Origin of the sequence: Sphingopyxis sp. DBS4 (assembly GCF_024628865.1) — a bacterium.
Lineage (GTDB): Bacteria > Pseudomonadota > Alphaproteobacteria > Sphingomonadales > Sphingomonadaceae > Sphingopyxis.
Map to the genome: position 1 here is coordinate 3417252 of NZ_CP102384.1, position 25692 is coordinate 3442943.

A 25692-nucleotide genomic window follows, 5' to 3' on the forward strand; every position below is an offset into this window, starting at 1 on the left:
AAACGCCGCCTTACTTATCGCGTCATCCCGGCGAAGGCCGGGATCTCGCCGGTGCGTCATTACGATAGGGTGAGATCCCGGCCTTCGCCGGGATGACGATTCAGTCTGAAATAATCCTGTTCGCGATACGATCGTCGCGGCGTCCTATTCCGCCACCGGCGTCTCGATCGGCGGCTGCCCCTTCTGGCTCGCGGCATAGGCCTCGACCGCCTTCAGCACGCGCAGCATGTTGCCGCTGGCGATCTTTTCGAGGTCGGTCTGGCTGTATCCGCGCCGCGCGAGTTCGGTGAACAGCGCGGGATAGCCCGACACGTCCTCCATCCCCACCGGCGCCGATTCCATCCCGTCATAATCGCCGCCGAGCCCGATATGATCGACGCCGATCGTCTTCCTGATATGGTCGATATGATCGGCGACCTTCGCGACGTTGGTGGTGAGCGCCGGATGGCCTGCGTCCCAGGCATTGAGCCCGGCCGCCGCCGCGGCGGGATCGCCCGGATACATTGCGTTCAGCCGCGCCTGCTCGGCGGTGCGCGCGAGCCCCTGCGCGCGGACATCGGCGTCGAGAAAGCCCGGCAGCAGCACGACCATGATGATCCCGCCGTTCGCCTTGACCAGCGGCAGCACGCTGTCGGGGACGTTGCGCGGGTGCGGGTTGATCGCGCGCACGCCCGAATGGCTGAACATCACCGGCGCCTTCGACGCGGCGATCGCGTCCTTCATCGTCGCCTCGCTCGTGTGGCTCAAATCGACGATCATCCCGATACGGTTCATCTCGCGCACCACCTGCACCCCGAAATCGGTGAGCCCGTCGTGCGCGGGCGCGTCGGTCGCGCTATCGGCCCAGGCGATGTTCCGCGAATGGGTCAGCGTCATATAGCGCGCACCGAGGTCGTACATCTGCCGGAGCACCGCCAGCGATCCGCCGATCGAATGCCCGCCCTCCATGCCGATCATTCCGGCGATCTTCCCCGCCTTCATCGCCTTTTCCAGCTCGGCGCTGTTCGTCGCGAGCATCATGTCGTTCGGATAGCGTGCCACCAGCCGCTTGGTCACGTCGATCTGCTCGAGCGTCTGCTGAATCGCCTGCGGCTCGTCGGGGTTGGCGGGCACATAGACCGACCAGAATTGCGCCCCGACATGGCCCTTGCGCAGTCGCTGAAGATCAGTGTGCATCGCGATCTCGGGCGGATTCGCATCGGGTTTCGCGGTGTCGGTCGTGTCGCGGAAATCGAAGGTATTGATCATGTTATGCACACGCTCGCGCAGCGCCCACGGCACGTCATTGTGCCCGTCGAACACCGGCGCCTTTTTGAGCGCGGCTTCGGCGACCGCCTCGGGCGATTGCTGCGCCAGCGCAGGAACGGAAACAAGAGCGAAAGCGGCGAGGCCAGCGAGCAGGATCGATTTTATCATGGGTGCGACCTTAAGGAACAAGGCGCAGAAATCGAGCCGAAATTTGTCGTCTGCACGCGACCGCAAGGTCGCGCTTATGATACTCACACAAAGACACAAAGAGTGCGGTGCAGACGCGCGCCGCCCTCTTTGTGTCTTTGTGTGAGAATATTTTAAAGGCGCCTTCGGCGCGGTCCAACTTGACGTTAGCGTCAACCCGGCGCAGCATCCCCGCATGACAGCTTTCGACGACTGGCGCGCCCGTTCGCCCTATTATGACGAAACCCACGAGGCGCTCGCGCAAAGCGTCCGCCGCTTCGTCGCGCGCGAGATCGCGCCGCACATCGACCGCTGGGAGGCCGAGGGCGAACTGCCGCGCGAGCTGCACAGGAAAGCCGCCGAGGCCGGCATCCTCGGCCTCCGCTATCCCGAGCAATATGGCGGGCATTCGGAAGGCTTCGACAATTTCCACAGTCTCGTCCTCACCGAGGAACTCGCCGCGGTCGGCGCCGGGGGTCTCGGCGCGTCGCTGATGACGCACGGCATCGGCCTGCCCCCGATCCTCGCGCTCGGCTCGGACGAACTCAAGCAGCGCATCGCGCCGCCGGTTCTCGCGGGCGACAAGATCATCGCGCTCGGCATCACCGAGGCGGGCGGCGGCAGCGACGTCGCCAATCTCAAGACGACCGCGGTCCGGGACGGCGACAGCTACATCGTCAATGGCGGCAAGATGTTCATCACGTCGGGGATGCGCGCCGACTGGCTGACCTGCGCGGTGCGCACCGGCGGTCCCGGCGCCGCGGGCATCTCGCTGCTGCTGATCGACATGGCAGCGCCCGGCGTCGAGCGCACGCGGCTCGACAAGATGGGGTGGCGCTGCAGCGACACCGCGGCGATTCACTTCGGCGACGTCCGCGTCCCCGCCGAAAATCTGATCGGGTCGGAGAATGGCGGCTTCATCGGCATCATGCGCAATTTCAACAGCGAACGGCTCGGCATGGCGATGGGCTGCTGCGCCTACGCCCGCGTCGCGCTCGCCGAGGCGGCCGAATGGGCGCAGAACCGCGAGACCTTCGGCAAGCCGCTTGTCGGCCATCAGTCGATCCGCATCAAGCTCGCCGACATGGAGCGCCAGATCGAGGCGACGCAGGCGTGGGTCGATCTGGCCGCCTGGCAGGTCCGGGAAAACAAGGCCCGCCCCGCCGATTTCGCGATGCTGAAAGTGCAGGCGACCCGTATGCTCGAATCGGTGGCCCGCGAGGCAGCGCAAATCCTCGGCGGCGCCTCCTATATCACCGGCAGCAAGGTCGAGCGCATCTACCGCGAGGTCCGCGTCAACGCGATCGGCGGCGGCAGCGAGGAAATCATGCTCGACCTCGCGGGCCGGCAGCTCTTCGGAGGAGGAAAGAAATGAACGAGATTGCCCGAAGCTGGCCCGCCGAGGCCGAAACGCTCTTGGGCGATCTCGTCGATCTTCGCCGCGCGATTCATCGCGAGCCCGAACTCGGCCTCCAGAATCCGAAGACGCTGGCGAAGATCAAGGACGCGCTCGCCGGGCTGCCGCTCGAATTTCGCGAGGGGCCGTCGACGACCGGGCTGATCGCGATCCTGCGTGGTCCCGCCAACGGGCGCACGGTGCTGTTGCGCGGCGATATGGACGCGCTGCCGCTGGTCGAGGATACGGGGCTCGCCTTCACCTCCGAAACCAGCGGTGCGATGCACGCCTGCGGGCACGACACCCATGTCGCGATGCTCGTCGGCGCCGCGAAACTGCTGTGCGCGGCGCGCGACCGGCTCGCCGGCACGGTGATGTTCATGTTCCAGCCGGGTGAGGAGGGGCATCACGGCGCGCGCTTCATGCTCGATGACGGGCTGATCGATCCGCTCCCCGACGCCGCCTTCGCGCTGCATATCATGCCCAATGCGCCGCACGGCGTCTTCGCGGGCCGCGCGGGGCCGCTGCTCGCTTCGTCCGACGTGCTGTCGATCACCGTCAAGGGCGCAGGCGGCCATGCCTCGATGCCGCAAGACAGCATCGATCCGATCCCGGTCGCCTGCGAAATCGTCTCGGCGATCCAGACGATGGTCACCCGCCGCATCTCGGTCTTCGACCCCGCCGTCATCACCATCGCGAAGATCGCGGCGGGGACGACGAACAACATCATTCCCGAAACCGCCGAGATGCTCGGCACGATCCGCACCCTGTCGCCGCACCGCCGCGCGATGGTGGCGCAGGAACTGAAGCGCCTCGCCCCCGCGATCGCCGAAGCGCATGGCTGCACCGCCGAGGTGCATATCGAGGAAGGCTTCCCCGTCACCATCTGCGACAGCCGCGCCGTCGCCTTCGGCCAGTCGGTGGTCGAGGAGACCTTCGGCGAGGCCGCATGGCTGACGATGGACAATCCGGTGATGGGCGCGGAAGATTTCTCCTACGTCCTCGAAAAAGTCCCCGGCGCGATGTTCTGGCTCGGCGCCAGCGAGCAGGGCAGCGACTGGCGCCAATGCTGCGGCCTGCACAGCAATCGCATGGTCCTCGACGAAAAAGTCATGGCAAGGGGCGCCGCGCTGCACGCGGCGCTGGCGGAACGGTTTTTGAGCGAGGGGTTCAACGCATGATCAATATCATCGGCGCCATTCTTTCGGGCCTGATCATCGGGGCGCTTGCGCGCTTCTTCTATCCCGGTGCGGTGCAGATGGGATGGCTCGCGACGATCCTGCTCGGCATCGGCGGATCGCTGCTCGCGGGCCTTGCGACGTCACGCGGGCGCGCGGATTTCCATCGCGCCGGCTGCCTCGCCTCGGTGATCGGTGCGATCGTGCTGATCTTCGTCGGACGCCTGCTCGGCATCGGCGGCTGACCGCACGGCCTTCTTGACCTGAATCAATGCGGCGGGTGCCGCGTTCCTCCATCCCCGTCGACGGCGGACCGGCGCGCGCGGCCGGTCCGCCCCGATCCTGGCGTGGGGCCCGGTCGCCGCGTTCCGGCGCGGCGTATTAGGGGATCGGAAGCCCGCCGGGGCGGGCGCGCCGCAGGAGGCCGGCTCCGCGGCGCGCCTTTTTCACCTAGGGAACGAGCACGGTATCGACCGCTTCCGCCGCGAGGTCGGGATAGTCGAGCGTATAGTGGAGCCCGCGGCTTTCCTTGCGGTGGAGCGCGCTCTTGACGATCAGTTCGGCGCACTGGAGCAGGTTGCGCAGCTCGATCAGGTCGGTCGTCACGCGGAAATGGCCGTAATATTCGCCGACCTCGCCCGACAGCATGTTGATGCGGTGCTGCGCGCGTTCGAGCCGCTTTGTCGTGCGGACGATGCCGACATAGTTCCACATGAAGCGGCGAATCTCGGTCCAGTTCTGCTTGATGACGACCTCTTCGTCCGAATCGGTGACGCGGCTTTCGTCCCACGGCCGGATCGCGGGCGGCGGCGCGAGCTCGTCCCAATGCGCGACGATATGCTTGGCCGCCGCCTCGCCGAAGACGAAGCATTCGAGCAGGCTGTTCGACGCGAGGCGGTTCGCACCGTGCAGCCCGCTCTCGGTGCATTCGCCCGCCGCATAGAGGCCGGGCAGGTCGGTGCGCCCGTCGAGATCGATCAGCACCCCACCGCAGGTATAATGCTGCGCGGGCACCACCGGGATCGGCTGTTTCGTCATGTCGATGCCGAGCGTGAGCAATTTCTCGTAGATATTGGGGAAATGCCCGGCGACGAAGTCGGGGTCCTTGTCGCTGATGTCGAGGTGGACGTAATCGAGCCCGAAGCGCTTGATCTGGTCGTCGTTGGCGCGCGCGACGATGTCGCGCGGCGCCAGCTCGGCGCGCGGGTCGTAATCGGGCATGTAGCGATGCCCGGTGACCGGATGCTTCAAGATGCCGCCCTCGCCGCGTACCGCCTCGGTGATCAGGAAATTCTTGACCTCCAGATTATAGAGGCAGGTCGGGTGGAACTGCATCATCTCCATGTTGGAGACGCGGCAGCCCGCGCGCCACGCCATCGCGATACCGTCGCCGGTCGCGCCCCGGGGGGCGGTCGAGAATTGATAGACGCGCCCCGCCCCGCCGCTCGCAAGGATTGTCGCGCGCCCGACATGCGCATGAACCTCACCGCTCTTTTCGTCGAGCGCATAGACGCCCCACACGCGGCCCGACCCCGAATAGCGTTCCTCGTGCCGGCCGGTGATCAGGTCGATGCACGCCTGCCCCGGCAGCAGGGTGATGTTCGGATGCGCCTCTGCGGTCTGGAGGAGCGCCGCCTGCACCGCCCAGCCGGTCGCGTCGTCGACATGGACGATGCGGCGGTGCGAATGCCCGCCCTCGCGCGTCAGGTGGAGCGCGCCTTCCTCCTTGTTGAAGGCGACCCCCATCTCGATCAGCCGTTCGATCGCGTGCGGCGCATTCTCGACCACGAACTCGACCGTCTCGCGCCGGTTGAGCCCCGCGCCCGCGACCATCGTGTCCTCGATATGATTCTCGAACGTGTCGCCCGCGTCGAGCACCGCCGCGATCCCGCCCTGCGCCCACGCGGTCGACCCGCCGGTCAGTTCGCCCTTCGCGAGCACGAGCACCCGGCAATGATCGGCGAGCGCGATGGCGGCGGTCAGGCCGGCCGCGCCGGAACCGACGATGATGACGTCGTGATCGCTATTCGACAAAGCGCTACCCTCTCTTCCGTTCGTCCTGAGCTTGTCGAAGGACCGTATTTCTTTGGGCTAAAGAAAGGACGGGGCTTCGACAAGCTCAGCCCGAACGGCAAAAAGGGATGTCCCTATTGTGCCGCCGCCCGTGTCAAATTCAGGAACACATCCTCCAGATCGGCCTCGCGGGTCGAGACGTCGACGATGCCGTGCCCCATCGCGTTCACCGCCGCGAGCACCTCGCCCGCGTTCACCCGATCCTTGTTGTAGCTGATCGCGAGGCCGCGTGTCCCATCGCGCTCGACCTTGTCGAAGGCAGGGTGAGACGGCAGCACCGTCACATCGGCGTCGAGCGTCACCAGCACCACCTTCTCGCGCGCCATGTCGACCAGCTCGCGGGTCGGCTTGTTCGCGATCAGCCGGCCATGGTTGATGATCGCGATGCGGTCGCACAGCTCCTCGGCCTCTTCCAGATAATGCGTCGTCAGAACCACGGTAACGCCGCGATCGTTGAGCGACTGCACATATTCCCAAAGCTGCTGGCGCAGCTCGATATCGACCCCGGCGGTCGGCTCGTCGAGGACGATGATCGGCGGCGAATGCACCATCGCCTTGGCGACGAGCAGGCGGCGCTTCATCCCCCCCGACAGCGTGCGGGCATAGGCGTCGCGCTTGTCGGCAAGATGCACCGCGGCGAGCAGTTCATCCGAAATGCGCCGGTCCTTGGGCACGCCATAAAGCCCGGCCTGATTCTCCAGCGTCTCGAACGGCGTGAAAAAGGGATCGAAGACGATTTCCTGCGGCACGATGCCGATCGAATATTTGGCGTTGCGCGGGTCGGCGTCGATGTCGAAGCCCCAGATGCTCGCGGAGCCGCTCGTCTTGTTGACCAGTCCCGCAAGGATGTTGATCAGCGTCGACTTGCCCGCGCCGTTCGGCCCGAGCAGCCCGAAGATCTGCCCGCGCGGCACCTCGAAACTCACCTTGTCGAGCGCTTGCTTGCCCCCGGCATAAAGTTTGGAAACGGCGTCGATGCGGATGGCGGCTTCACTCATGGCGGCTTCCATAGCCGCGCGGCTCGACGGGCGAAAGGCGCGATTGATGGGTGAGCGCCGCGTTAACGCTAAATTGGAAAGTCGCCGCTAACAGCAAGGGCGTGAGGACCAGCCACATCTTTTGCCCGCTGCCCGTGCAGCGCGGCTTCGCCGCTTTTGCGCTTCTGCTCGCGCCCGCCGCCGCATCGCCGGCGCTGGCGCAGACCGGCGCGCAGGGCCAGGCCGACGCCATCGTGCTGCGGCCGCTTTCCTTCTTCCGGGTGGGCGACCTCGATTTCGGCAGCATCATCGCCTCGGGAAGCGCGGGCACGGTGCGGCTCGCCCCCGACGGGACGCGCACGCGCACCGGCGGCGCGACGCTCGTCGGCAATGACGGCGAACCCGCGCGCTTCGCCGGGCTCGGCACGCCGAATCGCCAAGTCAATATCTCGCTGGGATCGAACAGCATCTGGATCACCGGCCCCGGACAGCGGATGCGCGTGCGCGATTTCGAGATCGGCTCGACCCCGACCGCGATCCTTTCGACCACCCCGACGCGCTTCACGATCGCGAGCGCGCAGGGCAATTATAATTTCCCGGTCGGCGCGACGCTCGAGGTCGGTGCGAATCAGGCGCCGGGCGATTATGCCGGCACCTTCACGATCACGCTCAACTATCTCTGACAGGCGATTGCGGGCGGGCATCGCGCTTGCTATGGGCGCGTCGATGACCCAGCCCGCGCCCGAGACCATCCGTACGCCCAAGACCCGCATCGCCTGCGACGGCACCGGCGACGGCCTCGCCAATGCGGCGCTCGGCCATCCGCGCGTGTGGCTCGAGATCGATCCCGACGAAGGCTTCGTCGACTGCGGCTATTGCGACCGGCGCTTCATCCTGACCGGCGGCGTGGCCGATCACGGTTAAGCCGGCACGGCCAAAGGTTAAGCGCGCCTTCACCATCCCCGCGCATCATCGATTCATGCCCTGATTTTATAAGTCTGTTCCAGACAGGAGCAGAATCGTGGGGATTCGAGGGACCAACTACAAGCGAGCGGCGCTCCGCCGCCTCGCTTTCGCCGCCGCGGCGGCCAGCACGTTCGCGTGCCATCCGGCCTATGCCGCCAACCAGACGGGCACCGCGACCAGCGTCGTCGTGCGCCCGAATACGCTCGTCAAAAGCAACGATCTCGATTTCGGCACGCTGATCAGCGGTCCCACCGCGGGCACCGCGACGATAAGCCCCACCACCGGCGCACGCACCACCACCGGCGGCGTGACCACGGTTGGGGCGGCGGCGGAGCGCGCGGTGTTTCAGGGCACCGGCGGCTTCCTGCTGATCACCGTTACCGGCGACGACAGCGTCACCCTGACCCGTGCCGGCGGCGGCACCATGACCGCCAGCCTGGTGCGCGCGATCACGACGAGCGGCGGCGGTGTCACGCTTCTCGGTTCCTCGACGACGCTGCTGCCGAGCGGGGTGCAGACCTATTATGTCGGCGGCACGCTGACCGTCCCGGCGAACCAGACACCGGGCGACTACAGCGGCACCTTCACGCTCACCGTCAATTATTTCTGAGCAGCCGCGCTATAATTTTCACGCGAAGCCGCGAAGAAATTGCCTCGGGCCGACAGGCCCCTTCTTCCTGAAACGCCGCAGCGCCTTCCGGCATGGCGGAACGAAGGCCGCTTCGCGGCTGACACGGCCTCTCCGCGGCTTCGCGGCTTCGCGTGAAACCCGAGAAACACGGCGTTCGCCCATAAGCACGGTTTGCGTGACAGCCGGACGCCCCTATATCGGGACCATGACAAGCCCGACCGACCCCCGCCGCTTCCTCTACCGCACCGACGCGCTCGACCCCGATCTCGCACAGAAACTTGCGCGCGAGGCGCTCGCCAAGGCCGACGACGGCGAGCTCTACCTGCAATATCGCGCGACCGAGAGCTTCGGATTCGACGACGGGCGGCTCAAGACCGCCGATTATTCGACCGACGCCGGGTTCGGCCTGCGCGCCGTGTCGGGCGAGATGACGGGCTTTGCCCATGCCAGCGACGTCAGCGCCGGCGCGATCCGCCGCGCCGCCGAGACGCTCGCGTTGCTCGATCCCGCGAAACAGGCCCCCGCCGGCCCGCCGCCGCGCACCAACCGCCACCTTTATGACGAGGCGAATCCGCTCGACCTCGTCCCCTTCGCGAAGAAGGTCGAGCTGTGCCAGAAAGTCGACGCCGCCGCCCGCGCGCGCGATCCGCGCGTCGTGCAGGTGTCGGTCGCGCTCGCGGGAAGCTGGTCGGTCGTGGAGATCGTCCGCGCCGACGGTTTCCTCGCCACCGACATCCGCCCGCTCGTCCGCCTCAACGTCTCGATCGTCGTCGAGGAGAATGGGCGGCGCGAGAGCGGCTATTTCGGCCTCGGCGGGCGCTATATGTACGACCATCTGTTCGAGGAGGCGCAGTGGAACCGCGCGATCGACGGGGCGCTGGACCAGGCGCTCGTCAATCTCCGCGCAGTCGATGCCCCCGCGGGCGAATTTACCGTGCTGCTCGGCCCCGGCTGGCCCGGCGTGCTGCTGCATGAAGCCGTCGGCCACGGGCTCGAGGGCGATTTCAACCGCAAGGGCACCAGCGCCTTTTCGGGCCGCATCGGCGAACGCGTCGCAGCGCCCGGCGTCACCGTCGTCGACGACGGCGCGATGGAAAGCCCGGTCGGCGGCGGTCGCCGCGGCTCGCTCAGCATCGACGACGAGGGCACGCCGACCGGCGAGACGGTGCTGATCGAGGACGGCATCTTGAAGGGCTATATGCAGGACCGTCTCAACGCGCGGTTGATGGGCGTAGAACCCACCGGCAACGGCCGGCGCGAAAGTTTCGCGCACGCGCCGATGCCCCGGATGACCAACACCTTCATGCGCGGCGGCAACGACGATCCGGCCGAGTTGCTGTCGCGCGTCAAGACCGGAATCTTCGCCAAGAGCTTCGGCGGCGGGCAGGTCGATATCGTGTCGGGCAAGTTCGTCTTCTCCTGCACCGAGGCGTACAAGATCGAAAACGGCAAGCTCGGCGACTCGATCAAGGGCGCGACCTTGATCGGCGACGGCCCGAGCGTGCTGACCAAGGTTACCGGCATCGGCAATGACATGGCGCTCGACGAAGGCATCGGCATCTGCGGCAAGGGCGGCCAGAGCGTGCCCGCCGGCGTCGGTCAGCCGACCCTGCTGGTCAGCGGGCTGACGGTGGGCGGCACGGCCTGATATTTGCCGTCATCCCGGCGTAGGCCGGGGTCTCGACATCGCCACGGATCGCGCCGATGAGATCCCGGCCTTTGCCGGGATGACAATGGAACAAGGATGTGACTCCGCTCACTTGGCGGACGCCCTTCTCGCGCCTATAAGCGCTTCAAACATAAAAAGTCTTGGGCCGCATCGTTATCCGCGGGAGAGTTGCTCTCCCGGCACAGGGAGGATTTCATGCGTTCGAGTCTGCGTTTCATCTCCGCCGCCGCGATCGCGGCGATGCTCGCCGCCGTCCCGGGGTCGGCGCAAAAGACCAGCGGTCCCAGGGAACGCTATGAAATGGACGTCGCGACGATGTCGGGCTTCGCCGCGATGGGTGGCGGTCGTGGCGGCATCGGCGGCGCGATGGGGATGATGTTCGGCGGCGATCCGTCGACCAAGGTCGCCTATCTGCTCGACCTCCGCCTCGGCTCGAATCAGGACGCCAGCGCGCCGCCGCCGAAGGGCGACCATTTCTTCCTGCCGCAGGCGAAGGTCGGCAAATCGCTGCCGCTGATCGCGCCCGAACGCGGCAAGGAAGAGGTGCCGCAGACGTTCGAGCGGCCGAAGGGGCGTTTGCTCCTCTATTGGGGCTGCGGCGCGAAGGCGGGGCCGGGGCAGCCGGTGATCATCGACTTCGCCAAGGTCGCCGCAGGCCAGATGCCGCCGGGCCTGATGTCGAGCGCGGTGCCGATCATCCGCGAGGTGTCGGCGGCGAACAGCCGCTCCTATGCCCATTGGCCCAACGGCAAGGGCGGCAAGCAGCCCCCGTCGGGCTCGTCGCTGCTCGGCGCGCACAAGGTGACGAGCAATTTCGGGCCCGAGATCAATTTCACGCTCGCGCAGGATTATATGCCCGGGCTCCAGGCCTCGACCGCGATCCAGCCCGACGGGTCGGTGATGATCCGCTGGAGTCCGCTGCAGCCCGCGACCGGCTATGCCGCCTGGGCCTTCGGCGGAATGGACCGCGGCGGCAGCGGCGGCGATGTCGTCTGGTGGACGAGCAGCGCGACGCGCGAATTTGGCGGCGGCCTGTGGGACTGGCTGCCGCCGTCGGTGGTCGCGAACCTGATCACCAAGAAGATCGTCATGCCGCCGTCGCAGACGAGCTGCCAGATTCCCGCCGAGGTCAAGAAGGCGTCGGGCGAGATGATGGTCGGCAACCTCAACGCCTTTGGCCCCGAGGCCAACTTCTCCTACCCACCCAAACCCGCGGGCAATGCGGTGTGGAACATCGACTGGACCGCGAAGGTGCGTTTCCGCTCGCACACCATGCTGCTCGTCGGCGCCGATTTCGGCGGCATGGGCGGGATGAGCAGCGGCGGCGAGAGCACACCCGCCGAGCCCGCGAAAAAGAAGAAGTGCAAGGGCCCGCTCGGCATTCCGCTGCCGACCTGCTGATCGGGCAGGACGTGCCGGGTGCGCGGCGAGTCATCCCCGGTTAACGCGCGGCGGCGTAGGATGTCCGATGGGTAGGGTATGTTGAAGACAGGAGTCATATCATGCGTACGCTGATCCCCGCCATCCTCGCCGCCGCTGCGATCGTCGCCGCGCCTGCCGCCTTCGCCAAGGACAAGCGCACGCCCGAACAGCAGCTCGAAAAGCTGCTCGAAGGCCGTGTCGCCGGCAAGCCGCAGGATTGCATCAACCTCGCCACGGCCGGCAGCAGCCAGGTGATCGACAAGACCGCGATCGTCTATCGCGCCGGCGACACCCTGTGGGTCAACCGTCCGCGCGGTGGCGCCGACCAGCTCAATGACGACGACATCCTCGTCACCAAGACGAGTTCGTCGCAGCTCTGCAGCATCGACGTCGTCCAGCTGCACGACCGGATGAGCCACATGTACAGCGGCTTCGTCTCGCTTGGCGAGTTTGTGCCGTATCGGAAGGTCAAGGCGGCGGCGCAATAACTGGCGTGCAGGACGACGAGACCCCACGGGCCGCACCGCCCCCGACTGGGCCGCACGGCTCCTTGCCTTCTGGTTCGACGGCCATGGCATGGACGACTGGTACGGCGGCGGGCCCGACTTCGACGCGGAGGTGCGCGCGCTGGCGGGCGACTGGCGCGAGGTGCTGCGCGCGCAGCCGGCCGAGGCTTTTCTGACCGACCCCGACACCGCGCTCGCCGCGGTGATCCTGTTCGACCAGGTGCCGCGCAACATCCATCGCCACCAGGCCGAGGCTTTCGCGACCGACGACCTCGCCCGCGCGATCGCGCGCGGCATCGTGGCGAAGGGCTGGGACCAAAGCTGGCCCGACGAGCGGCGCCAATTCGCCTATCTGCCCTTCGAACATAGCGAGGACATCGCCGACCAGCGCGAATCGCTGCGCCTGATGAACGAACTCGCCGATCCGGTCTTCCACGATTATGCGAAGAAGCATTTCGACATGATCGACCGCTTCGGCCGCTTCCCGCACCGCAACATGGCGCTCGGCCGCACAAACCGCCCCGGCGAGGAGGCGGCGATAGAAGAGGGCGGCCATTGGTGATAGGGCCCGGGCCTTCGCTGCGCGGACAGGATATATGGCCGAATTCACCGACACGCTGACCGACAGGCATATCGCCTTCATCGAACGACAGCCGCTCTTCTTCACCGCCACCGCGGCCGCGGAAGGCCGCATCAACCTGTCGCCCAAGGGCTATGACTGTTTCCGGGTGCTTTCGGAAAGCCGGGTCGCGTGGCTCGATCTCGGCGGCTCGGGGAACGAGACGCACGCGCATCTCGCGGCGGACGGCCGGATCACGCTAATGTTCTGCGCCTTCGACCGCACCGCGCTGATCCTGCGCATCTATGGCCGCGGCCGCGCGGTGCTGCCGCAGGATGCCGGTTGGGACGCGCTCGCCGCGCGTTTCACGCTGCTCCCCGGCACGCGCCAGATTTTCGTGATCGACATCGAAAGCGTGCAGACGAGCTGCGGCTGGGGCGTGCCGATGATGGAATTGAATCACGAGCGCGAGACGCTGCGCAAATATCACCGCCAGGCCGACCCTGTCGCCTGGGTGGAAAAGGTCCAGGGCCGCACGCAAAGCATCGACGGCCTGCCGACCCGCCCCACCGACCGCTATATCGCGGGCGACGCCTGATGGCGCTCGTCGAGCTGATCCGCCTGCCGAACGGCGTCGAGGCCGAACTGTTGCGCGGCCGCCTCGAAAGCGCCGGCGTCCACGCCGTCTGCTTCGACGCGGGCATGAACATCGCCGAAAGCGTCGGGCTGCTGATCCCGGTGCGCGTGATGGTGCTCGATGAGGATCTGGAGGAAGCCCGCGCGCTGATGCAGGAATTCGGCGTCGGCTGAAATCTGGCTCGTCATTGCGAGGAGCGTAGCGACGAAGCAATCCAGGGTTGCGTAAACCGCTCTGGATTGCTTCGCTCCGCTCGCAATGACGATGATATGGCGAGCAACCCGATCGCTCTCCGTTCGTCATATAATGAGCAATGAAAGACAACGGCCCATCCCGCCCATGATCAAGGTCGCCAGCTACAATATGCGCAAGGGCATCGGGCTCGACCGGCGCCGCGATCCGGGGCGGGTTCTGTCGGTGCTCCGCGAGCTCGACGCCGACGTCGTCGCGCTGCAGGAAGCCGACCGCCGCTTCGGCACCCGCGCCAGCGCCATCCCGCCGCATATGTTCGAGGAACATAGCGACTATGTGCCGGTCGATCTGCTCGATGGCCGCCCCTATGCGATCGGCTGGCACGGCAATGCGCTGCTCGTCCGCAAGGGGATCGCGGTCGAGGAAAGCCACGCACTCCACCTGCCGACGCTCGAACCGCGCGGCGCGGTCGCCGCAACCTTGCGCATCGGCGACGACCGGCTGCGCGTCGTCGGCATGCACCTCGACATCTCGGGGCTGCGCCGCCGCCAGCAGGCGCGCGCGATCCTCCACCATGTCGCGGGGGGCGAGGCGCTGCCCACGATCCTGATGGGCGACTGCAACGAATGGCGCGCCGCGGGCGGCTGCCTCGCCGATTTCGGCGAGCATCACCGGCTCGTCGACACCGGCCACAGCTTCCACAGCCGGCGCCCGGTCGCGAAGCTCGACCGCATCTTCGCTTCGCCCGACCTTGAGCCCGTCGACGCCGGGGTCCACCGCAGCCCCCTCGCCGCACGCGCCTCGGATCATCTGCCGATCTGGGCGCGGTTCGCCAAGGTCGGGCAATAAGCCGATCCCCTTCCCGCGTGCGGGAGGGGAATGATATGCCCAAAATTTAGGCAAACCTCTACCTCGCCTGCCTGCCGCGTGAACGATCCGGCACGCCACCGACGCCAAACCCGCCACAAAATGTCGCATTCCACCGCACCCGCGCAATTTGGCACGGCTGTTGCACTGCAACATGATGCCACAAGCAGAAGGGGGCATCATGAAGCTGATCCTGGCTATCATCAAACCGTTCAAGCTCGACGAGGTGCGCGAAGCGCTCACCGCGCTCGGCATCGCCGGCATGACCGTGACCGAGGTCAAGGGTTTCGGCCGCCAGAAGGGGCAGACCGAAATCTACCGCGGCGCCGAATATGCCACCAACATGGTCCCGAAGGTGAAGATCGAGCTCGTCTGCGACGACGCGCTCGCACCGCGGGTCGTCGAGACGCTCCAGCAAAGCGCCGGCACCGGCTCGATCGGCGACGGCAAGATTTTCGTCCTCGACGTGGGTCAGGCGGTGCGCATCCGCACCGGCGAGACCGGCGAGGCGGCGCTCTAATGAAGGGGGAATCTATGAATTTCGCAAACAAGATCGCGGCGAGCGCCGGGGCCGCGGGCCTCGCGCTGTTCGCGGCGCTGCCCGCCTGGGCGCAGGACGCCGCCGCGGCGGCGCCCGCACCGGTGGTCGACAAGGGCGACACCGCCTGGATGATGACCTCGACCGTGCTCGTGCTCGCGATGATCCTGCCGGGCCTCGCGCTCTTCTACGGCGGCCTCACCCGCACCAAGAACATGCTGTCGACGATGACGCAGATCGGCGCGCTCGCCTGCCTCGCGATGATCGTCTGGGTCTGCTACGGCTATGGCCTCGCCTTCGGGCCCGAAGGCAATGCCTTCATCGCCTGGGGCAAGTTCTTCCTCGCCGGGGTGACACCCGACAGCCTCGCCGACACCTTCTCGGACGGCTTCAAGCTGCCCGAATATGTGTTCATCAGCTTCCAGATGACCTTCGCCGCGATCACCCTCGCGCTGGTCCTCGGCGCGACGGTCGAGCGCATGAAATTCTCGGCCGCGCTCGTCTTCGGCATCATCTGGCTGACGATCGTCTATTTCCCGATCGCGCACATGGTGTGGGCGGCGGGCGGCCTGTTCTTCGACATGGGCGCTCTCGACTTCGCGGGGGGCACCGTGGTCCACATCAACGCCGGCGTCTCGGCGCTCGTCGCTTCGCTGATCCTCGGCAAGCGCATCGGCTATCAGAAGGAAATCATGGCGCCGCACTCGCTGACGCTGACGATGGTCGGCACCGGCCTGCTGTGGGTGGGCTGGTTCGGCTTCAACGCCGGCTCGGCGCTGGAAGCCAATGGTTCGGCCGCGCTCGCGATGATCAACACCTTCGTCGCCACCGCCTCCGCCGCGCTCTTCTGGATGCTCGCCGAAAAGGTCGCGGGTCACAAGCCTTCGGCGCTCGGCTTTTGCTCGGGCGTCATCGCCGGGCTCGTCGCGGTGACCCCGGCGGCGGGCAATTCGGGACCGTTCGGCGCGATCGTGCTCGGCGCCGTCGCCTCGGTGATCTGCTTCTACGCGGTGACCGTCCTCAAGCCGAAGCTCGGCTATGACGACGCGCTCGACGCCTTCGGCATCCACGGCATCGGCGGCATCGTCGGCGCGATCGGCACCGGCATCGTCTATGCGCCGAGCCTCGGCGGCCCGGGCGGCGCGGATTTCGCCATCGGCCCGCAGCTCGTGACCCAGGTTTCGGCGGTCGGCGGCACGATCATCTGGTCGACCATCGGCACCATCGTCGCGATCTACATCGCCAAGGCGCTCACCGGCCTCCGCGTCAGCGAAGAGGTCGAACGCGAAGGCCTCGACCTCGGCGAGCATGGGGAGCGCGCCTACAACAATTGACGAGACAGGATACCCGCCGCCGCACTCTCTCCTCTTTCGAATGGCGGCGGGGTCCTACCCAGGTTCCTCCTGCGAACCACTGGCCGGGCGCCTTGGCTCCCGGCCATTTTTTGTGCGCAGCATCGGCGCGATCCCGCGCTTTGCCGGGCCTTTCCAAGTCCCGCGAATGACTGCACAAAATTTCAGCTTGAGTGCCGCAAATTTAGTCTTTGCAACATGACATTAATATGGCATTCAGTCTGCCATGAGTTTCAGGAGGGGAGAGCCTGAAAGGCTGGGCCGGGACGAAAGTTCCGGCCCTCTTTTTTTGCCTTGAGCGCCAAGCCTTGGAAATCCGCGATTTTCGAGCCGGTCGGCAGGGCGCTGCATTCGAATCCCCCGGCTCTTCCTTACAAGCTCGCGGGCGAATCCCCGGCTATCCCTGCATCGTCATGCTGAACTTGTTTCAGCATCCATGACCTAAGATCTCGCCCGGCGCTGCGCCCTGATGAAAAGGCCGGGCCATGGACCCTGAAGCAAGTTCAGGGTGACGAGGCGGGACAAAGCAAACGGGTTCGCAAACGACAGGATCATCCGCGAAGAGGCGCGCGCCGAATCACCCCAGCGCCACCTTGACGAAATCGGCGGCGCGTTCGCCGATCATGATGCTCGGCGCATTGGTGTTGCCGCTGACGAGACGCGGCATGACGCTCGCGTCGGCGACCCACAGCGCATCGATCCCGTTCAGCTTCAGCGCCGGATCGACCACCGCATCGGCGTCGCTCCCCATCCGGCACGTGCCCACGGGATGATAGACGGTGTCGGCGCGGCTGCGGATCAGCGCGTCGAGCGCCGCATCGTCATCGAGGTCGACCGGATGCCGGTCGGTGCCGGCATAATCCGACAGCGGCGGCGCGGCGACGATGCGGTGCATCATCCGCACCCCCGCGCGCAGGGTCGCCATGTCGCGCTCGTCGGTCAGGAAGCCGGGGTCGATGAGCGGCGCGGCGGCCGCGTCGCCCGACGCCAGCGTCACGCTCCCCCGGCTCTCGGGCCTGAGCACGCAGGCGTGGCACGAAAAGCCGTGCCCCTTGACCTTGGTCCGCCCATGATCCTCGAGCATTGCGGGCACGAAATGATATTGGATATCGGGCGCGGGCAGGTCGGGCCGCGATTTCCAGAAGCCCCCCGCTTCGGCAAAGCAGGTCGTCATGATCCCGGTGCGCCGGGTGCGATGCTCGAGGATCGCCTTCACCATCCGCCACGTTCCGCCCAGACTGTCGCCGAACGGATCGGCCGAGCGCGTCTCCCAGCTCGACACATAGTCGATATGATCCTGCAGATTCGCGCCGACGCCCGCGCGGTCGGCGACGACATCGATCCCCTTGTCCTTCAGGTGCGCCGCGGGGCCGATACCCGACAGCATCAGGATTTGGGGGCTGCCGAACGCCCCCGCCGACAGGACCACCCCGCCCCGCGCGCGCAATGTCTCGCGTTTCGACCCGCGCCGAATCACGACGCCGGTCGCCCGGCCATCCTCGACGACGATCTTCTCGACCAGCGCGCCGGTGCGCACCGTGAAATTGCCCCGTTCGCGCAGCGGCTCGACATAGGCACGCGCCGCCGACCAGCGCTCGCCCGCCTTCTGCGTCACCTGATAGAGGCCGAAACCCTCCTGCTGCGCGCCGTTGAAATCGGCCGTGCGCGGCAGTTGCAGCGCGGCCGCGCTCTCGACGAAGCGCCGGCTCGTCACATTGGGCCAGCGCTGGTCCATGACGTTCAGCGGCCCGTCGCCGCCGTGAAACGCATCCACGCCGCGCTCATTGCCCTCGCTGCGCTTGAAGTAAGGCAGCACGTCGGCATAGCTCCACCCCGTCGCGCCGAGCGCCGCCCATTGGTCGTAATCGAAGGCGTGGCCGCGGATATACACCATCGCGTTGATCGCGCTCGACCCGCCGAGCCCGCGCCCGCGCGGCTGGTATCCGGTGCGGCCGGCCAGCCCCGTTTGCGGCACCGTCTCATAGCGATAGTTCGACGCATCGGGGATGAAGGGCATGAAGCCCGGCGTCTTCACGCGGATCGTATCGTTGCGCCCGCCCGCCTCGACCAGGCACACGCTGCGCGTGCCATCCTCGGCGAGCCGCCCCGCCGCCGCGCTCCCCGCGCTGCCGCCGCCGATGACGATAATGTCGAACTGATCCATGAAGCGCCTCCCTCTCGCGACTTACATGAATGTCATTAGGGAGCGAGGCAAGGAAAACACATCGCCCCCTGAAGGCGGGGTGATGAGAAGGGGTTCACGCGGAGGCGCGGAGAAAAGAAGAAACCGTTCGCCCTGAGCTTGTCGAAGGGCCGTTCTTTTCTTCAAGGGAGAAGGAAGAATGGTGCTTCGACAAGCTCAGCACAAACGGGGCTGGGATATTCTCCGCGCCTCCGCGTCTCCGCGTGAACAAAAATTCTGCCTTCTCTGCGCAGATCTTTTCCACCCCAGCGGAAAGGCTACTCCGCCGCTTCCTCCACCGGCCGCCCCGCCGCCCAGCGCTCCTTGATCGTCGCGCTCGTCGCACGGCTGCCGTCGTGGCTCCAGCCGGGCTCGCGCCACATATAGGAAAGCTTGTGCCGCCACGGCGCGTGCCACACATCCTTCGCGATCCCGACCCATTCGTGAAACGCGGCCCACAATATGTTGAAGCTGCCGAGCTGCTTGACGATGCCGTATCGCACCGGCTCGTCGTCGCGCTCGGCGACGAAGCTGCCGAATATCCGGTCCCAGATGATGAACACCCCCGCATAATTGGCGTCGAGATAGCGCGGGTTGACGCCGTGATGGACGCGGTGGTGCGACGGCGTGTTCATCACCGCCTCGAACCATTTCGGCATCCGCCCGATCGCCTCGGTATGGATCCAGAACTGGTAGATCAGGTTCAGCCCGGCGCAGAAAAAGACCATCGCGGGCGGAAAGCCGATCAGGAACAAGGGCAGGCGGAACAGGAAGGTCAGGCTGAAAAAGCCCGTCCATGTCTGCCGCAGCGCGGTCGACAGATTATAATGCTGGCTCGAATGATGGATGACATGGCTCGCCCAGAACCAGCGCACGCGGTGCGCGCTCCGGTGAAAGACATAATAGGCCAGGTCGTCGAGGAAGAAGCAGAGGATCCACGCCCACCACCAGCTGCGAAACTCGATCCCGATGTCGAACAGGCGGAACTGATAGACCCACACCGCCATGCCGATCACCACCGCGCCGACCGCCGCGCCCGCGACCTGGCTGATCGTGCCGAGCATCAGCGACGTGAGCGTGTCGCGCGCTTCGTAGCGGCTCCGGTCGCGGCGCAGCGCGATCCACATCTCGATGATCAGCAGCAGGATGAAGCCGGGAACGGCATAGACGACCGGATCGGGGAGACTATCCACAGTTCAGATCCCGCATCCGGCTCGCCCACATCCCCGCGTCCTTCCCCAATTGCAGCGTCACCGCGCCGAAGGTCTTTTCCGGCATCGTCAGCGTCAGGAAATCCTTGTCGAGCCGCCCCACCGTCGCCGCATCGACCGGCCGCGCCGCGAAATGATTGCCGTGCGCGCGCACCAGCATCATCCGCCCCTCGGCATTGCGGACGATCGCGGCAAAGCCCGCGCGGTCGCGTGCAACCTCGATGCCCTTGAATCCCGCTTCGGCTTCCTCGGCCAGCCGGATGGCATGATCGGCGTCGGCAATGCGCGGATCGGCGCCGAGCCCGATCCGCTTGACCAGCCAGGCGACGAACAGCACCGCGATCAGCGATACGCCGAGCTGGATCAACGCGGCCTGATTCATTTTTCCCCCGCGAGCGCGTCCAGCATCGGCCGGAGGCCGGTCAGGTCATAACCTGCCTTCGCCGCCGCCGCGACGATGCCCTCGACATCGTCGCGCGCGCGCGCGCGGGCCAGGGCCCAAAGATGCGTCGAGCGCGTTCCCGAGCGGCAATAGGCGAGGATCGGCCCCGTCGCCGCGGCGAGCAATTTGTCGAGCGCGTCGATCTGCGCATGGCTGAACCCCGCATGGCCGATCGGGATCGCCGCATAGGCCAGCCCCTCGGCCGCGCACGCAGTGGAGATATGCTCGCCCTGCGGCGCCGCCGGTTCCTCGCCGTCGGGGCGGTTGTTGATCACCATCGCAAAGCCCTGTGCCTTCGCTTCGACGACATCCTCAATGCCGATCTGCGGCGCGACGCTGAACTGGGCGGACAAGGCTCGAAAATCGCTCATGCCCGCGATCTACTCCCGCCGCCCGCGTGCTGACAAGCGTGAAAGCCGCCAATACCATGATGGTGCGGTTTTCGATTTGTCTCACGCAAAGGCGCGAAGAAGAAAGAATATCTCACACAAAGACACAAAGAGGGCGCGCCCGGCCTGCGGCGTCGGCTCGTCGCCGCAGGCCGGGCGCGCCCTCTTTGTGTCTTTGTGTGAGGTTCTCTTTTTCTTTCTTCTTCGCGCCTTTGCGCCTTTGCGCGAGATTTCTTTGCCTAAAACTGCCGGATCACGTTCAGAAACGCATCGCCCCACGCCTCCAGCTTCTTCGCCCCGACACCCGGAATCGTTGCAAGGTCAGCGCGCGTCGTCGGCCGTTCGCTCGCCATCGCGCGCAGTGCCGCGTCGTGGAAGATCACATAGGGCGGCACCTGCGCCTCGGCGGCAAGCTCACGCCGCATCGCGCGCAGCGCGTCGAACAACGGATCGCCGACCGGATTCGCCGCAGCACTATCGCCCCGCCGCCCCGAACGCCCTCCCTCGCGCTGCGTCCGCTTCACCGGCGGCTCGGCCATCAGCACCGGCGTCTCGCCCTTCATCATCGCGCGCCCGGCGGGGCCGAACATCAGCCCGCCATGCTCGGTCGTCTCCAGCGCCTCGCGCGCGACGAGGGTGCGGACGAGCGGCTTGATCAGCCGCGCCTCCTCGCCCTCGACGATGCCGAACACCGACAATTTGTCGTGCCCGCGCCCCACGATCCGTTCGTCGCTCTTGCCCGTCAGCACCGCCTCGACATGCCCCGCGCCGAAACTCTGCCCGGTACGATAGACCGCGCTCAGCAATTTCTGCGCGAGCACCGTCGCGTCGATCTGGCGCGGCGGGTCGAGGCAGGTGTCGCAATTGCCGCAGCGTTCGGGCGGCACCTCCCCGAAATGCCGCAGCAGCAGCGCTCGGCGGCATTCGACCGTCTCGACCAGCGCCGCCAGCGCATTGAGCCGTGCCCGCTCGCCCGAAATACGCGCCTCCGGCAGTTCGCCCAGCCGCATCCGCGCGCGCGCGAAATCGTCGGCGCCCCACAGCATCAGCGCCTCGGCGGGGTCGCCGTCGCGCCCCGCGCGCCCCGTTTCCTGATAATAGCTCTCGATCGATTTCGGCAGCCCTGCGTGGGCGACGAAGCGCACGTCGGGCTTGTCGATCCCCATGCCGAAGGCGACCGTCGCGGTGACGATCCCGTCCTCCGACGCGACGAAATCATGCTGCACCCGCGCGCGCCGTTCGGGGTCGAGCCCGGCGTGATAGGCCGCGACCGGCCGCCCCGTCGCCGCCGCGAGCTTCTCCGCCATCCGCTCGGTCCCGTCGCGCGTCGGGCAATAGACGATCCCCGGCCCCGGATTGGCGGCGATGAAATCGGTGAGCTGCTTCGCCGGGCTGACGCGCGGGCTCACGCGATAGCGGATGTTCGGCCGGTCGAACCCCGCAAGTACCAGCCCCTCCGCCGGAATGCCGAGCTGGACCAATATGTCTTCGCGCGTGTGCTTGTCGGCGGTCGCGGTCAGCGCGAGCCGCGGCACCCCCGGAAAGGCATCGAGCAGCGGCCGCAGCAGGCGGTAATCGGGGCGGAAATCATGCCCCCATTCGCTGACGCAATGCGCCTCGTCGATCGCGAACAGCGCCGGTGCGCGCGCTTCCATCAGCGACCGGAACCCCTCGCCCGTCGCGCGTTCGGGCGCGATGTAGAGGAGGTCGAGTTCGCCGTCGCGATAGGCCTGCCGCGTGTCGGCGAAATCTGCATCGACGCTGGTCAGGCTGGCGGCACGAATCCCCGCCGCGCGGGCGCCGCGAAGCTGGTCGTGCATCAGCGCGATCAGCGGCGACACGACGACGACACAGCCGTCCAGCGCCACCGCCGGAAGCTGATAGGTCAGCGATTTGCCCGCCCCGGTGGGCATCACCGCCAGCGTCCGCTCGCCCGCCATCACCCGCGCGACGACCTCAGCCTGGCGGCCGCGGAAGGCGTCGAAACCGAAGGTGGACTTGAGCAGCGGAAGGAGCGCGTCGGCGGACATTGTGCGGCGGCGATAGGGCGGATGGTCGGGAGAGGGAAGCCCCGACCTCGTCAATATCGGCAGCAAATACCCAATCTTGTCACCCTGCGAAAGCGGGGACCCAAGGCCTGCGTCGGCTGACCCCGCCCTGGGTCCCCGCTTTCGCGGGGATGACAAAGTTTTGGGAATGGGGGCGAGTTACGCCCCCGCCAGCATCGCCCGTTCCGCCATCCGCGCCGCGGTCTCGCGCTCGGCCATCACGACATGGTCGGCGCCGCGCCGCACCAGATCGTCGACTTCCTCGTCCGAATGCGCGCGCGCGACGATGACGAGCTTCGGGTTGATCGCCCGCGCCCGCCGCACGATCGCCCCCGCTTCGGCGCCCTCGGGAATCGCGACGAGCAAGGTCCGCGCCGTGTCGAGCCCCGCCTTGCGCAGCACGCTTTCCTTGGTCGCGTCGCCGACGATCACCGTCGCTCCGGCCGCCTCGGCGGCCGCGGCCATGTCCTTCTGGTCCTCGATCACCACCAGCCCCGCGCCGCGCCCGCAGATCAGGCTGCCGATATGACTGCCGACGCGCCCATAGCCGATCAGCACCATCCCGGCGCCCGCCGGCGCTTCGCTCGCTTCGGGCCCAGCCTCGGCCTCGGGCGCGTCTTCCTCTGCCCGGATGCGCCGGACCATCAGCGTGAAGAGGATCGGGTTGCACAGGATCGACAGGATCGACCCCGCCAGGATCAGGTCGCGCGCCTCGGGCGGCATCACTTTCAACCCGACGCCCAGCCCCGCGAGGATGAACGAGAATTCGCCGATCTGCGCTAGGCTGACCGCGATCGTCATCGCGGTCTGGTTCGGGTGGCCGAAGGCGCGAACGATTGCATAAGCGGCGAAGGATTTGCCGAAGACGATGATCGTCACCGTCGCGATCAGCGGCAGCGGCTGTTCGACCAGCACTTTCGGATCGAAGAGCATTCCCACCGACACGAAGAACAGCACCGCGAACGCATCGCGCAGCGGCAGCGTCTCCTCCGCCGCGCGGCGGCTGAGCTGCGTCTCCCCCAGGATCATTCCGGCAAAGAAGGCGCCCAGCGCGAAGCTGACGTCGAACACCACCGCCGCGCCAAACGCGACCCCCAGCGCGATCGCCAGCACCGCGAGGCGGAACAGCTCGCGCGATCCCGAATGCGCGACCCAGTGCAGCACCGCGGGCAGGATGCGCCGCGCGACGACGAGCATGAAGGCGACGAAGCCGACGACCTTGACCAGCACGATCCCCGCCGACTGGAGCAGCCCCGCGCCGCCGCTTTCGTCGCCGCGCGCCCCGAACATCGCGGGCAGCAGCACGAGCGCGAGCACCATCGCCAGATCCTCGACGATCAGCCAGCCGACCGCGATGCGCCCCTTCTCGGTCTCGACCATGTCGCGCGCCTGCAGCGCGCGCAGCAGCACCACCGTGCTCGCGACCGACAGCGCGAGCCCGAAGATCAAGCTGCCCGCGAAGGGCCAGCCGAGCCACAGCCCCAGCATGACGCCAAGCGCGGTCGCCACCGCGATCTGCACGATCGCCCCCGGCACCGCGATCCGCCGCACCGACAGGAGATCCTTGAGCGAGAAATGCAGCCCGACCCCGAACATCAGCAGGATCACGCCGATCTCGGCAAGCTGAAGCGCGAGCCCCGTATCGGCCACGATCCCCGGCGTGAACGGCCCGACCATCACCCCCGCGAGCAGATAGCCCGCGATCGGCGAAATGCGCAGCCGATGCGCGAGCGCCCCCATCAGGAAGGCGACGCCAAGGCCGGCGACCACGGTGCCGATCAGGGTGGTGTCGTGTGGCATAGGGCAGCGTAAAGGGCGCCGCGCCGCGGGGTCAAGTTGTGCGGCGCAAAAAATGCGGATGCACCGCTTTAGCCGCCGCCCGGTGTAACCGCGGACGCCAGCCGCCCGAATGCCCGTGGACCGATCCTCTCGTCGATCAGGACAGATCAGCCATGCCTTCCTCTCGCCCGTCCCTATCCACGCTTGCGGCGATCGCTGCAGTCCCCGCCCTGCTTCTCTCGGGCTTCGCCTGGGCGGGCGGCTGGGTTGGCCCCTCGCGCATCGGCGGCGGGACGATCGTGAATGCGATCGAACATAATGCCGGCAAGCATGACGGCTATCGCCGCGCTCATGCGAAGGGGATTTGCGCCACCGGATACTTCGATGCGAGCGGCGGCGCGGCAAGTCTTTCGCGGGCGCATTTGCTCGCTCCCGGCCGCTATCCGGTGCTCGGCCGCTTTTCGACCGGCGGCGGCAATCCCTTTGCGACCGACGGACGCAATGTCTTTCACGCGCTAGCGTTGCAACTGACCGGACCCGACGGCCAGCTCTGGCGGATGGCGATGGATCACACTCCGATATTTCCCGTCGCGACGCCGGACGCCTTCGTCGCGCTCCAGCGCGCCTCGCGCGCCGACCCCGCTACCGGAAAGCCCGATCCGACCGCGATGAAGGCCTATCTCGCTCGACACCCCGAGACCAAGGCCTATCAGGATTATATCGCCGCCGCTCCGTTGCCCGACAGCTTCGCGGTCGGCACCTATTACAGCATCAACGCCTTTCGCTTCGTCGATCGCGCGGGGGCGGCGCACGCGGTTCGCTGGGCGTTCGAGCCCGACGCGGCCTTCGGCGCGCTCGACAAGGCGAAGCTCGACGGCTTGCCGACCGACTATCTCTTCACCGAACTGCGCACCCGCCTCGCGAAGGGACCGCTGCGCTGGCGCATGACCGTGACCGTCGCCGCGCCAAGCGACGTCACGAACAACGCCACCATCGCGTGGCCCGCCGAGCGGCAGAGGATCGAGGCCGGAACGCTCACCTTGACCGCCGCCGAGCCCGAGGAAACGGGCGCCTGCCGCGACATCACCTTTGATCCCACCCTGCTGCCCGACGGGGTCGCTCTCTCCGACGACCCACTGCTGCCCGCCCGCTCGGCCGCCTATTCGTCGTCCTTCCAGCGCCGCGCGCTCGAGACGCCCGGCCCCAGCGCCGCCGGCAAGGCTCTCGCGGGCAAGGGGCGCTGA

At 66.9% G+C, this 25692-nt stretch carries 25 protein-coding genes; 16 read left to right on the plus strand and 9 right to left on the minus strand.

The window, feature by feature from the left end:
- Positions 1-144: 144 nt before the first annotated feature.
- Positions 145-1416, minus strand: a complete 1272-nt coding sequence (locus NP825_RS16415; protein ID WP_257545465.1) for a dipeptidase — start codon at positions 1414-1416, stop codon at positions 145-147.
- A 214-nt stretch (positions 1417-1630) separates the two neighbouring features.
- Between NP825_RS16415 and NP825_RS16420 the strand changes: the two genes are divergently transcribed.
- From NP825_RS16420 to NP825_RS16430, 3 genes are read left to right on the plus strand one after another with little or no spacing between them, the layout of a single operon-like run.
- Complete coding sequence (locus NP825_RS16420; RefSeq protein WP_257545467.1) at positions 1631-2809, plus strand: acyl-CoA dehydrogenase family protein; 1179 nt, start codon at positions 1631-1633, stop codon at positions 2807-2809.
- Positions 2806-4011 carry a M20 family metallopeptidase gene (locus tag NP825_RS16425; protein ID WP_257545469.1) on the plus strand — a complete coding sequence of 402 codons (1206 nt, stop codon included), beginning with the start codon at positions 2806-2808 and terminating at the stop codon, positions 4009-4011. Before NP825_RS16420 ends, NP825_RS16425 begins: the two co-directional genes overlap by 4 nt.
- Complete coding sequence (locus NP825_RS16430) at positions 4008-4253, plus strand: GlsB/YeaQ/YmgE family stress response membrane protein (RefSeq protein ID WP_257545471.1); 246 nt, start codon at positions 4008-4010, stop codon at positions 4251-4253. The genes NP825_RS16425 and NP825_RS16430 overlap by 4 nt, the downstream gene beginning before the upstream one ends.
- A 205-nt stretch (positions 4254-4458) precedes the next feature.
- Here NP825_RS16430 and nadB read toward each other — a convergent pair whose 3' ends face one another.
- Both nadB and NP825_RS16440 read right to left on the minus strand, forming a co-directional pair.
- Positions 4459-6042 (minus strand): L-aspartate oxidase, encoded by a 1584-nt coding sequence (gene nadB / locus NP825_RS16435; protein WP_257545473.1) that lies wholly within the window; start codon positions 6040-6042, stop codon positions 4459-4461.
- Between the two features lie 113 nt (positions 6043-6155).
- Entirely contained in the window at positions 6156-7079 is a 924-nt protein-coding gene (locus tag NP825_RS16440) for an ABC transporter ATP-binding protein (protein WP_257545475.1), read from the minus strand.
- 101 nt (positions 7080-7180) lie between these two features.
- Here NP825_RS16440 and NP825_RS16445 point away from each other — a divergent pair, with 101 nt between their 5' ends.
- The 12 genes from NP825_RS16445 to NP825_RS16500 all read left to right on the plus strand — a co-directional run bounded on the left by NP825_RS16445 (position 7181) and on the right by NP825_RS16500 (position 16379).
- Complete coding sequence (locus NP825_RS16445) at positions 7181-7741, plus strand: DUF4402 domain-containing protein (protein ID WP_257545477.1); 561 nt, start codon at positions 7181-7183, stop codon at positions 7739-7741.
- 43 nt (positions 7742-7784) lie between these two features.
- Positions 7785-7982, plus strand: a complete 198-nt coding sequence (locus tag NP825_RS16450; protein WP_257545479.1) for a zinc-finger domain-containing protein — start codon at positions 7785-7787, stop codon at positions 7980-7982.
- A 97-nt stretch (positions 7983-8079) separates the two neighbouring features.
- Positions 8080-8634: a DUF4402 domain-containing protein gene (locus NP825_RS16455; RefSeq protein WP_257545481.1), complete on the plus strand. Its 555-nt coding sequence runs from the start codon at positions 8080-8082 to the stop codon at positions 8632-8634.
- Positions 8635-8860: 226 nt separating this feature from the next.
- The gene (gene tldD / locus NP825_RS16460; protein WP_257545484.1) at positions 8861-10303 is read left to right on the plus strand and encodes a metalloprotease TldD; all 1443 of its coding nucleotides are present in this window, start codon (positions 8861-8863) and stop codon (positions 10301-10303) included.
- Positions 10304-10519: 216 nt separating this feature from the next.
- The gene (locus tag NP825_RS16465) at positions 10520-11725 is read left to right on the plus strand and encodes a hypothetical protein (RefSeq protein ID WP_257545486.1); all 1206 of its coding nucleotides are present in this window, start codon (positions 10520-10522) and stop codon (positions 11723-11725) included.
- A gap of 101 nt (positions 11726-11826) precedes the next feature.
- Positions 11827-12234 (plus strand): hypothetical protein, encoded by a 408-nt coding sequence (locus tag NP825_RS16470; RefSeq protein WP_257545488.1) that lies wholly within the window; start codon positions 11827-11829, stop codon positions 12232-12234.
- Positions 12197-12814, plus strand: coding sequence for a DUF924 family protein (locus tag NP825_RS16475; protein ID WP_374046568.1), 618 nt, complete (start codon positions 12197-12199; stop codon positions 12812-12814). The genes NP825_RS16470 and NP825_RS16475 overlap by 38 nt, the downstream gene beginning before the upstream one ends.
- Positions 12815-12848: 34 nt before the next feature.
- The gene (locus tag NP825_RS16480; protein WP_257545492.1) at positions 12849-13409 is read left to right on the plus strand and encodes a pyridoxamine 5'-phosphate oxidase family protein; all 561 of its coding nucleotides are present in this window, start codon (positions 12849-12851) and stop codon (positions 13407-13409) included.
- A complete protein-coding gene (locus NP825_RS16485) occupies positions 13409-13621 on the plus strand; it encodes a DUF2007 domain-containing protein (protein ID WP_257545494.1) in 213 nt (70 codons plus the stop codon). Before NP825_RS16480 ends, NP825_RS16485 begins: the two co-directional genes overlap by 1 nt.
- A 166-nt stretch (positions 13622-13787) precedes the next feature.
- Positions 13788-14489, plus strand: a complete 702-nt coding sequence (locus NP825_RS16490; RefSeq protein ID WP_257545496.1) for an endonuclease/exonuclease/phosphatase family protein — start codon at positions 13788-13790, stop codon at positions 14487-14489.
- 199 nt (positions 14490-14688) lie between these two features.
- Entirely contained in the window at positions 14689-15027 is a 339-nt protein-coding gene (locus NP825_RS16495; RefSeq protein ID WP_257545498.1) for a P-II family nitrogen regulator, read from the plus strand.
- Between the two features lie 14 nt (positions 15028-15041).
- Positions 15042-16379 (plus strand): ammonium transporter, encoded by a 1338-nt coding sequence (locus NP825_RS16500; RefSeq protein WP_257545500.1) that lies wholly within the window; start codon positions 15042-15044, stop codon positions 16377-16379.
- 595 nt (positions 16380-16974) lie between these two features.
- Here the strand turns inward: NP825_RS16500 and NP825_RS16505 are convergent.
- From NP825_RS16505 to ybaL, 6 genes are all read right to left on the minus strand, one after another.
- Positions 16975-18561, minus strand: a complete 1587-nt coding sequence (locus NP825_RS16505) for a GMC family oxidoreductase (RefSeq protein ID WP_257545502.1) — start codon at positions 18559-18561, stop codon at positions 16975-16977.
- A gap of 296 nt (positions 18562-18857) precedes the next feature.
- Positions 18858-19772, minus strand: coding sequence for a sterol desaturase family protein (locus NP825_RS16510; protein ID WP_257545504.1), 915 nt, complete (start codon positions 19770-19772; stop codon positions 18858-18860).
- Entirely contained in the window at positions 19765-20172 is a 408-nt protein-coding gene (locus NP825_RS16515; RefSeq protein WP_257545506.1) for a hypothetical protein, read from the minus strand. The genes NP825_RS16510 and NP825_RS16515 overlap by 8 nt, the downstream gene beginning before the upstream one ends.
- Positions 20169-20603, minus strand: coding sequence for a TIGR01244 family sulfur transferase (locus NP825_RS16520; protein ID WP_257545508.1), 435 nt, complete (start codon positions 20601-20603; stop codon positions 20169-20171). The genes NP825_RS16515 and NP825_RS16520 overlap by 4 nt, the downstream gene beginning before the upstream one ends.
- 257 nt (positions 20604-20860) lie before the next feature.
- Complete coding sequence (gene recQ / locus NP825_RS16525) at positions 20861-22651, minus strand: DNA helicase RecQ (RefSeq protein ID WP_257545510.1); 1791 nt, start codon at positions 22649-22651, stop codon at positions 20861-20863.
- Between the two features lie 177 nt (positions 22652-22828).
- On the minus strand, positions 22829-24469 hold the full coding sequence (gene ybaL / locus NP825_RS16530) for a YbaL family putative K(+) efflux transporter (protein WP_257545512.1): 1641 nt from the start codon (positions 24467-24469) through the stop codon (positions 22829-22831).
- Positions 24470-24621: 152 nt separating this feature from the next.
- Between ybaL and NP825_RS16535 the strand changes: the two genes are divergently transcribed.
- Positions 24622-25692: a catalase family peroxidase gene (locus tag NP825_RS16535; RefSeq protein WP_257545514.1), complete on the plus strand. Its 1071-nt coding sequence runs from the start codon at positions 24622-24624 to the stop codon at positions 25690-25692.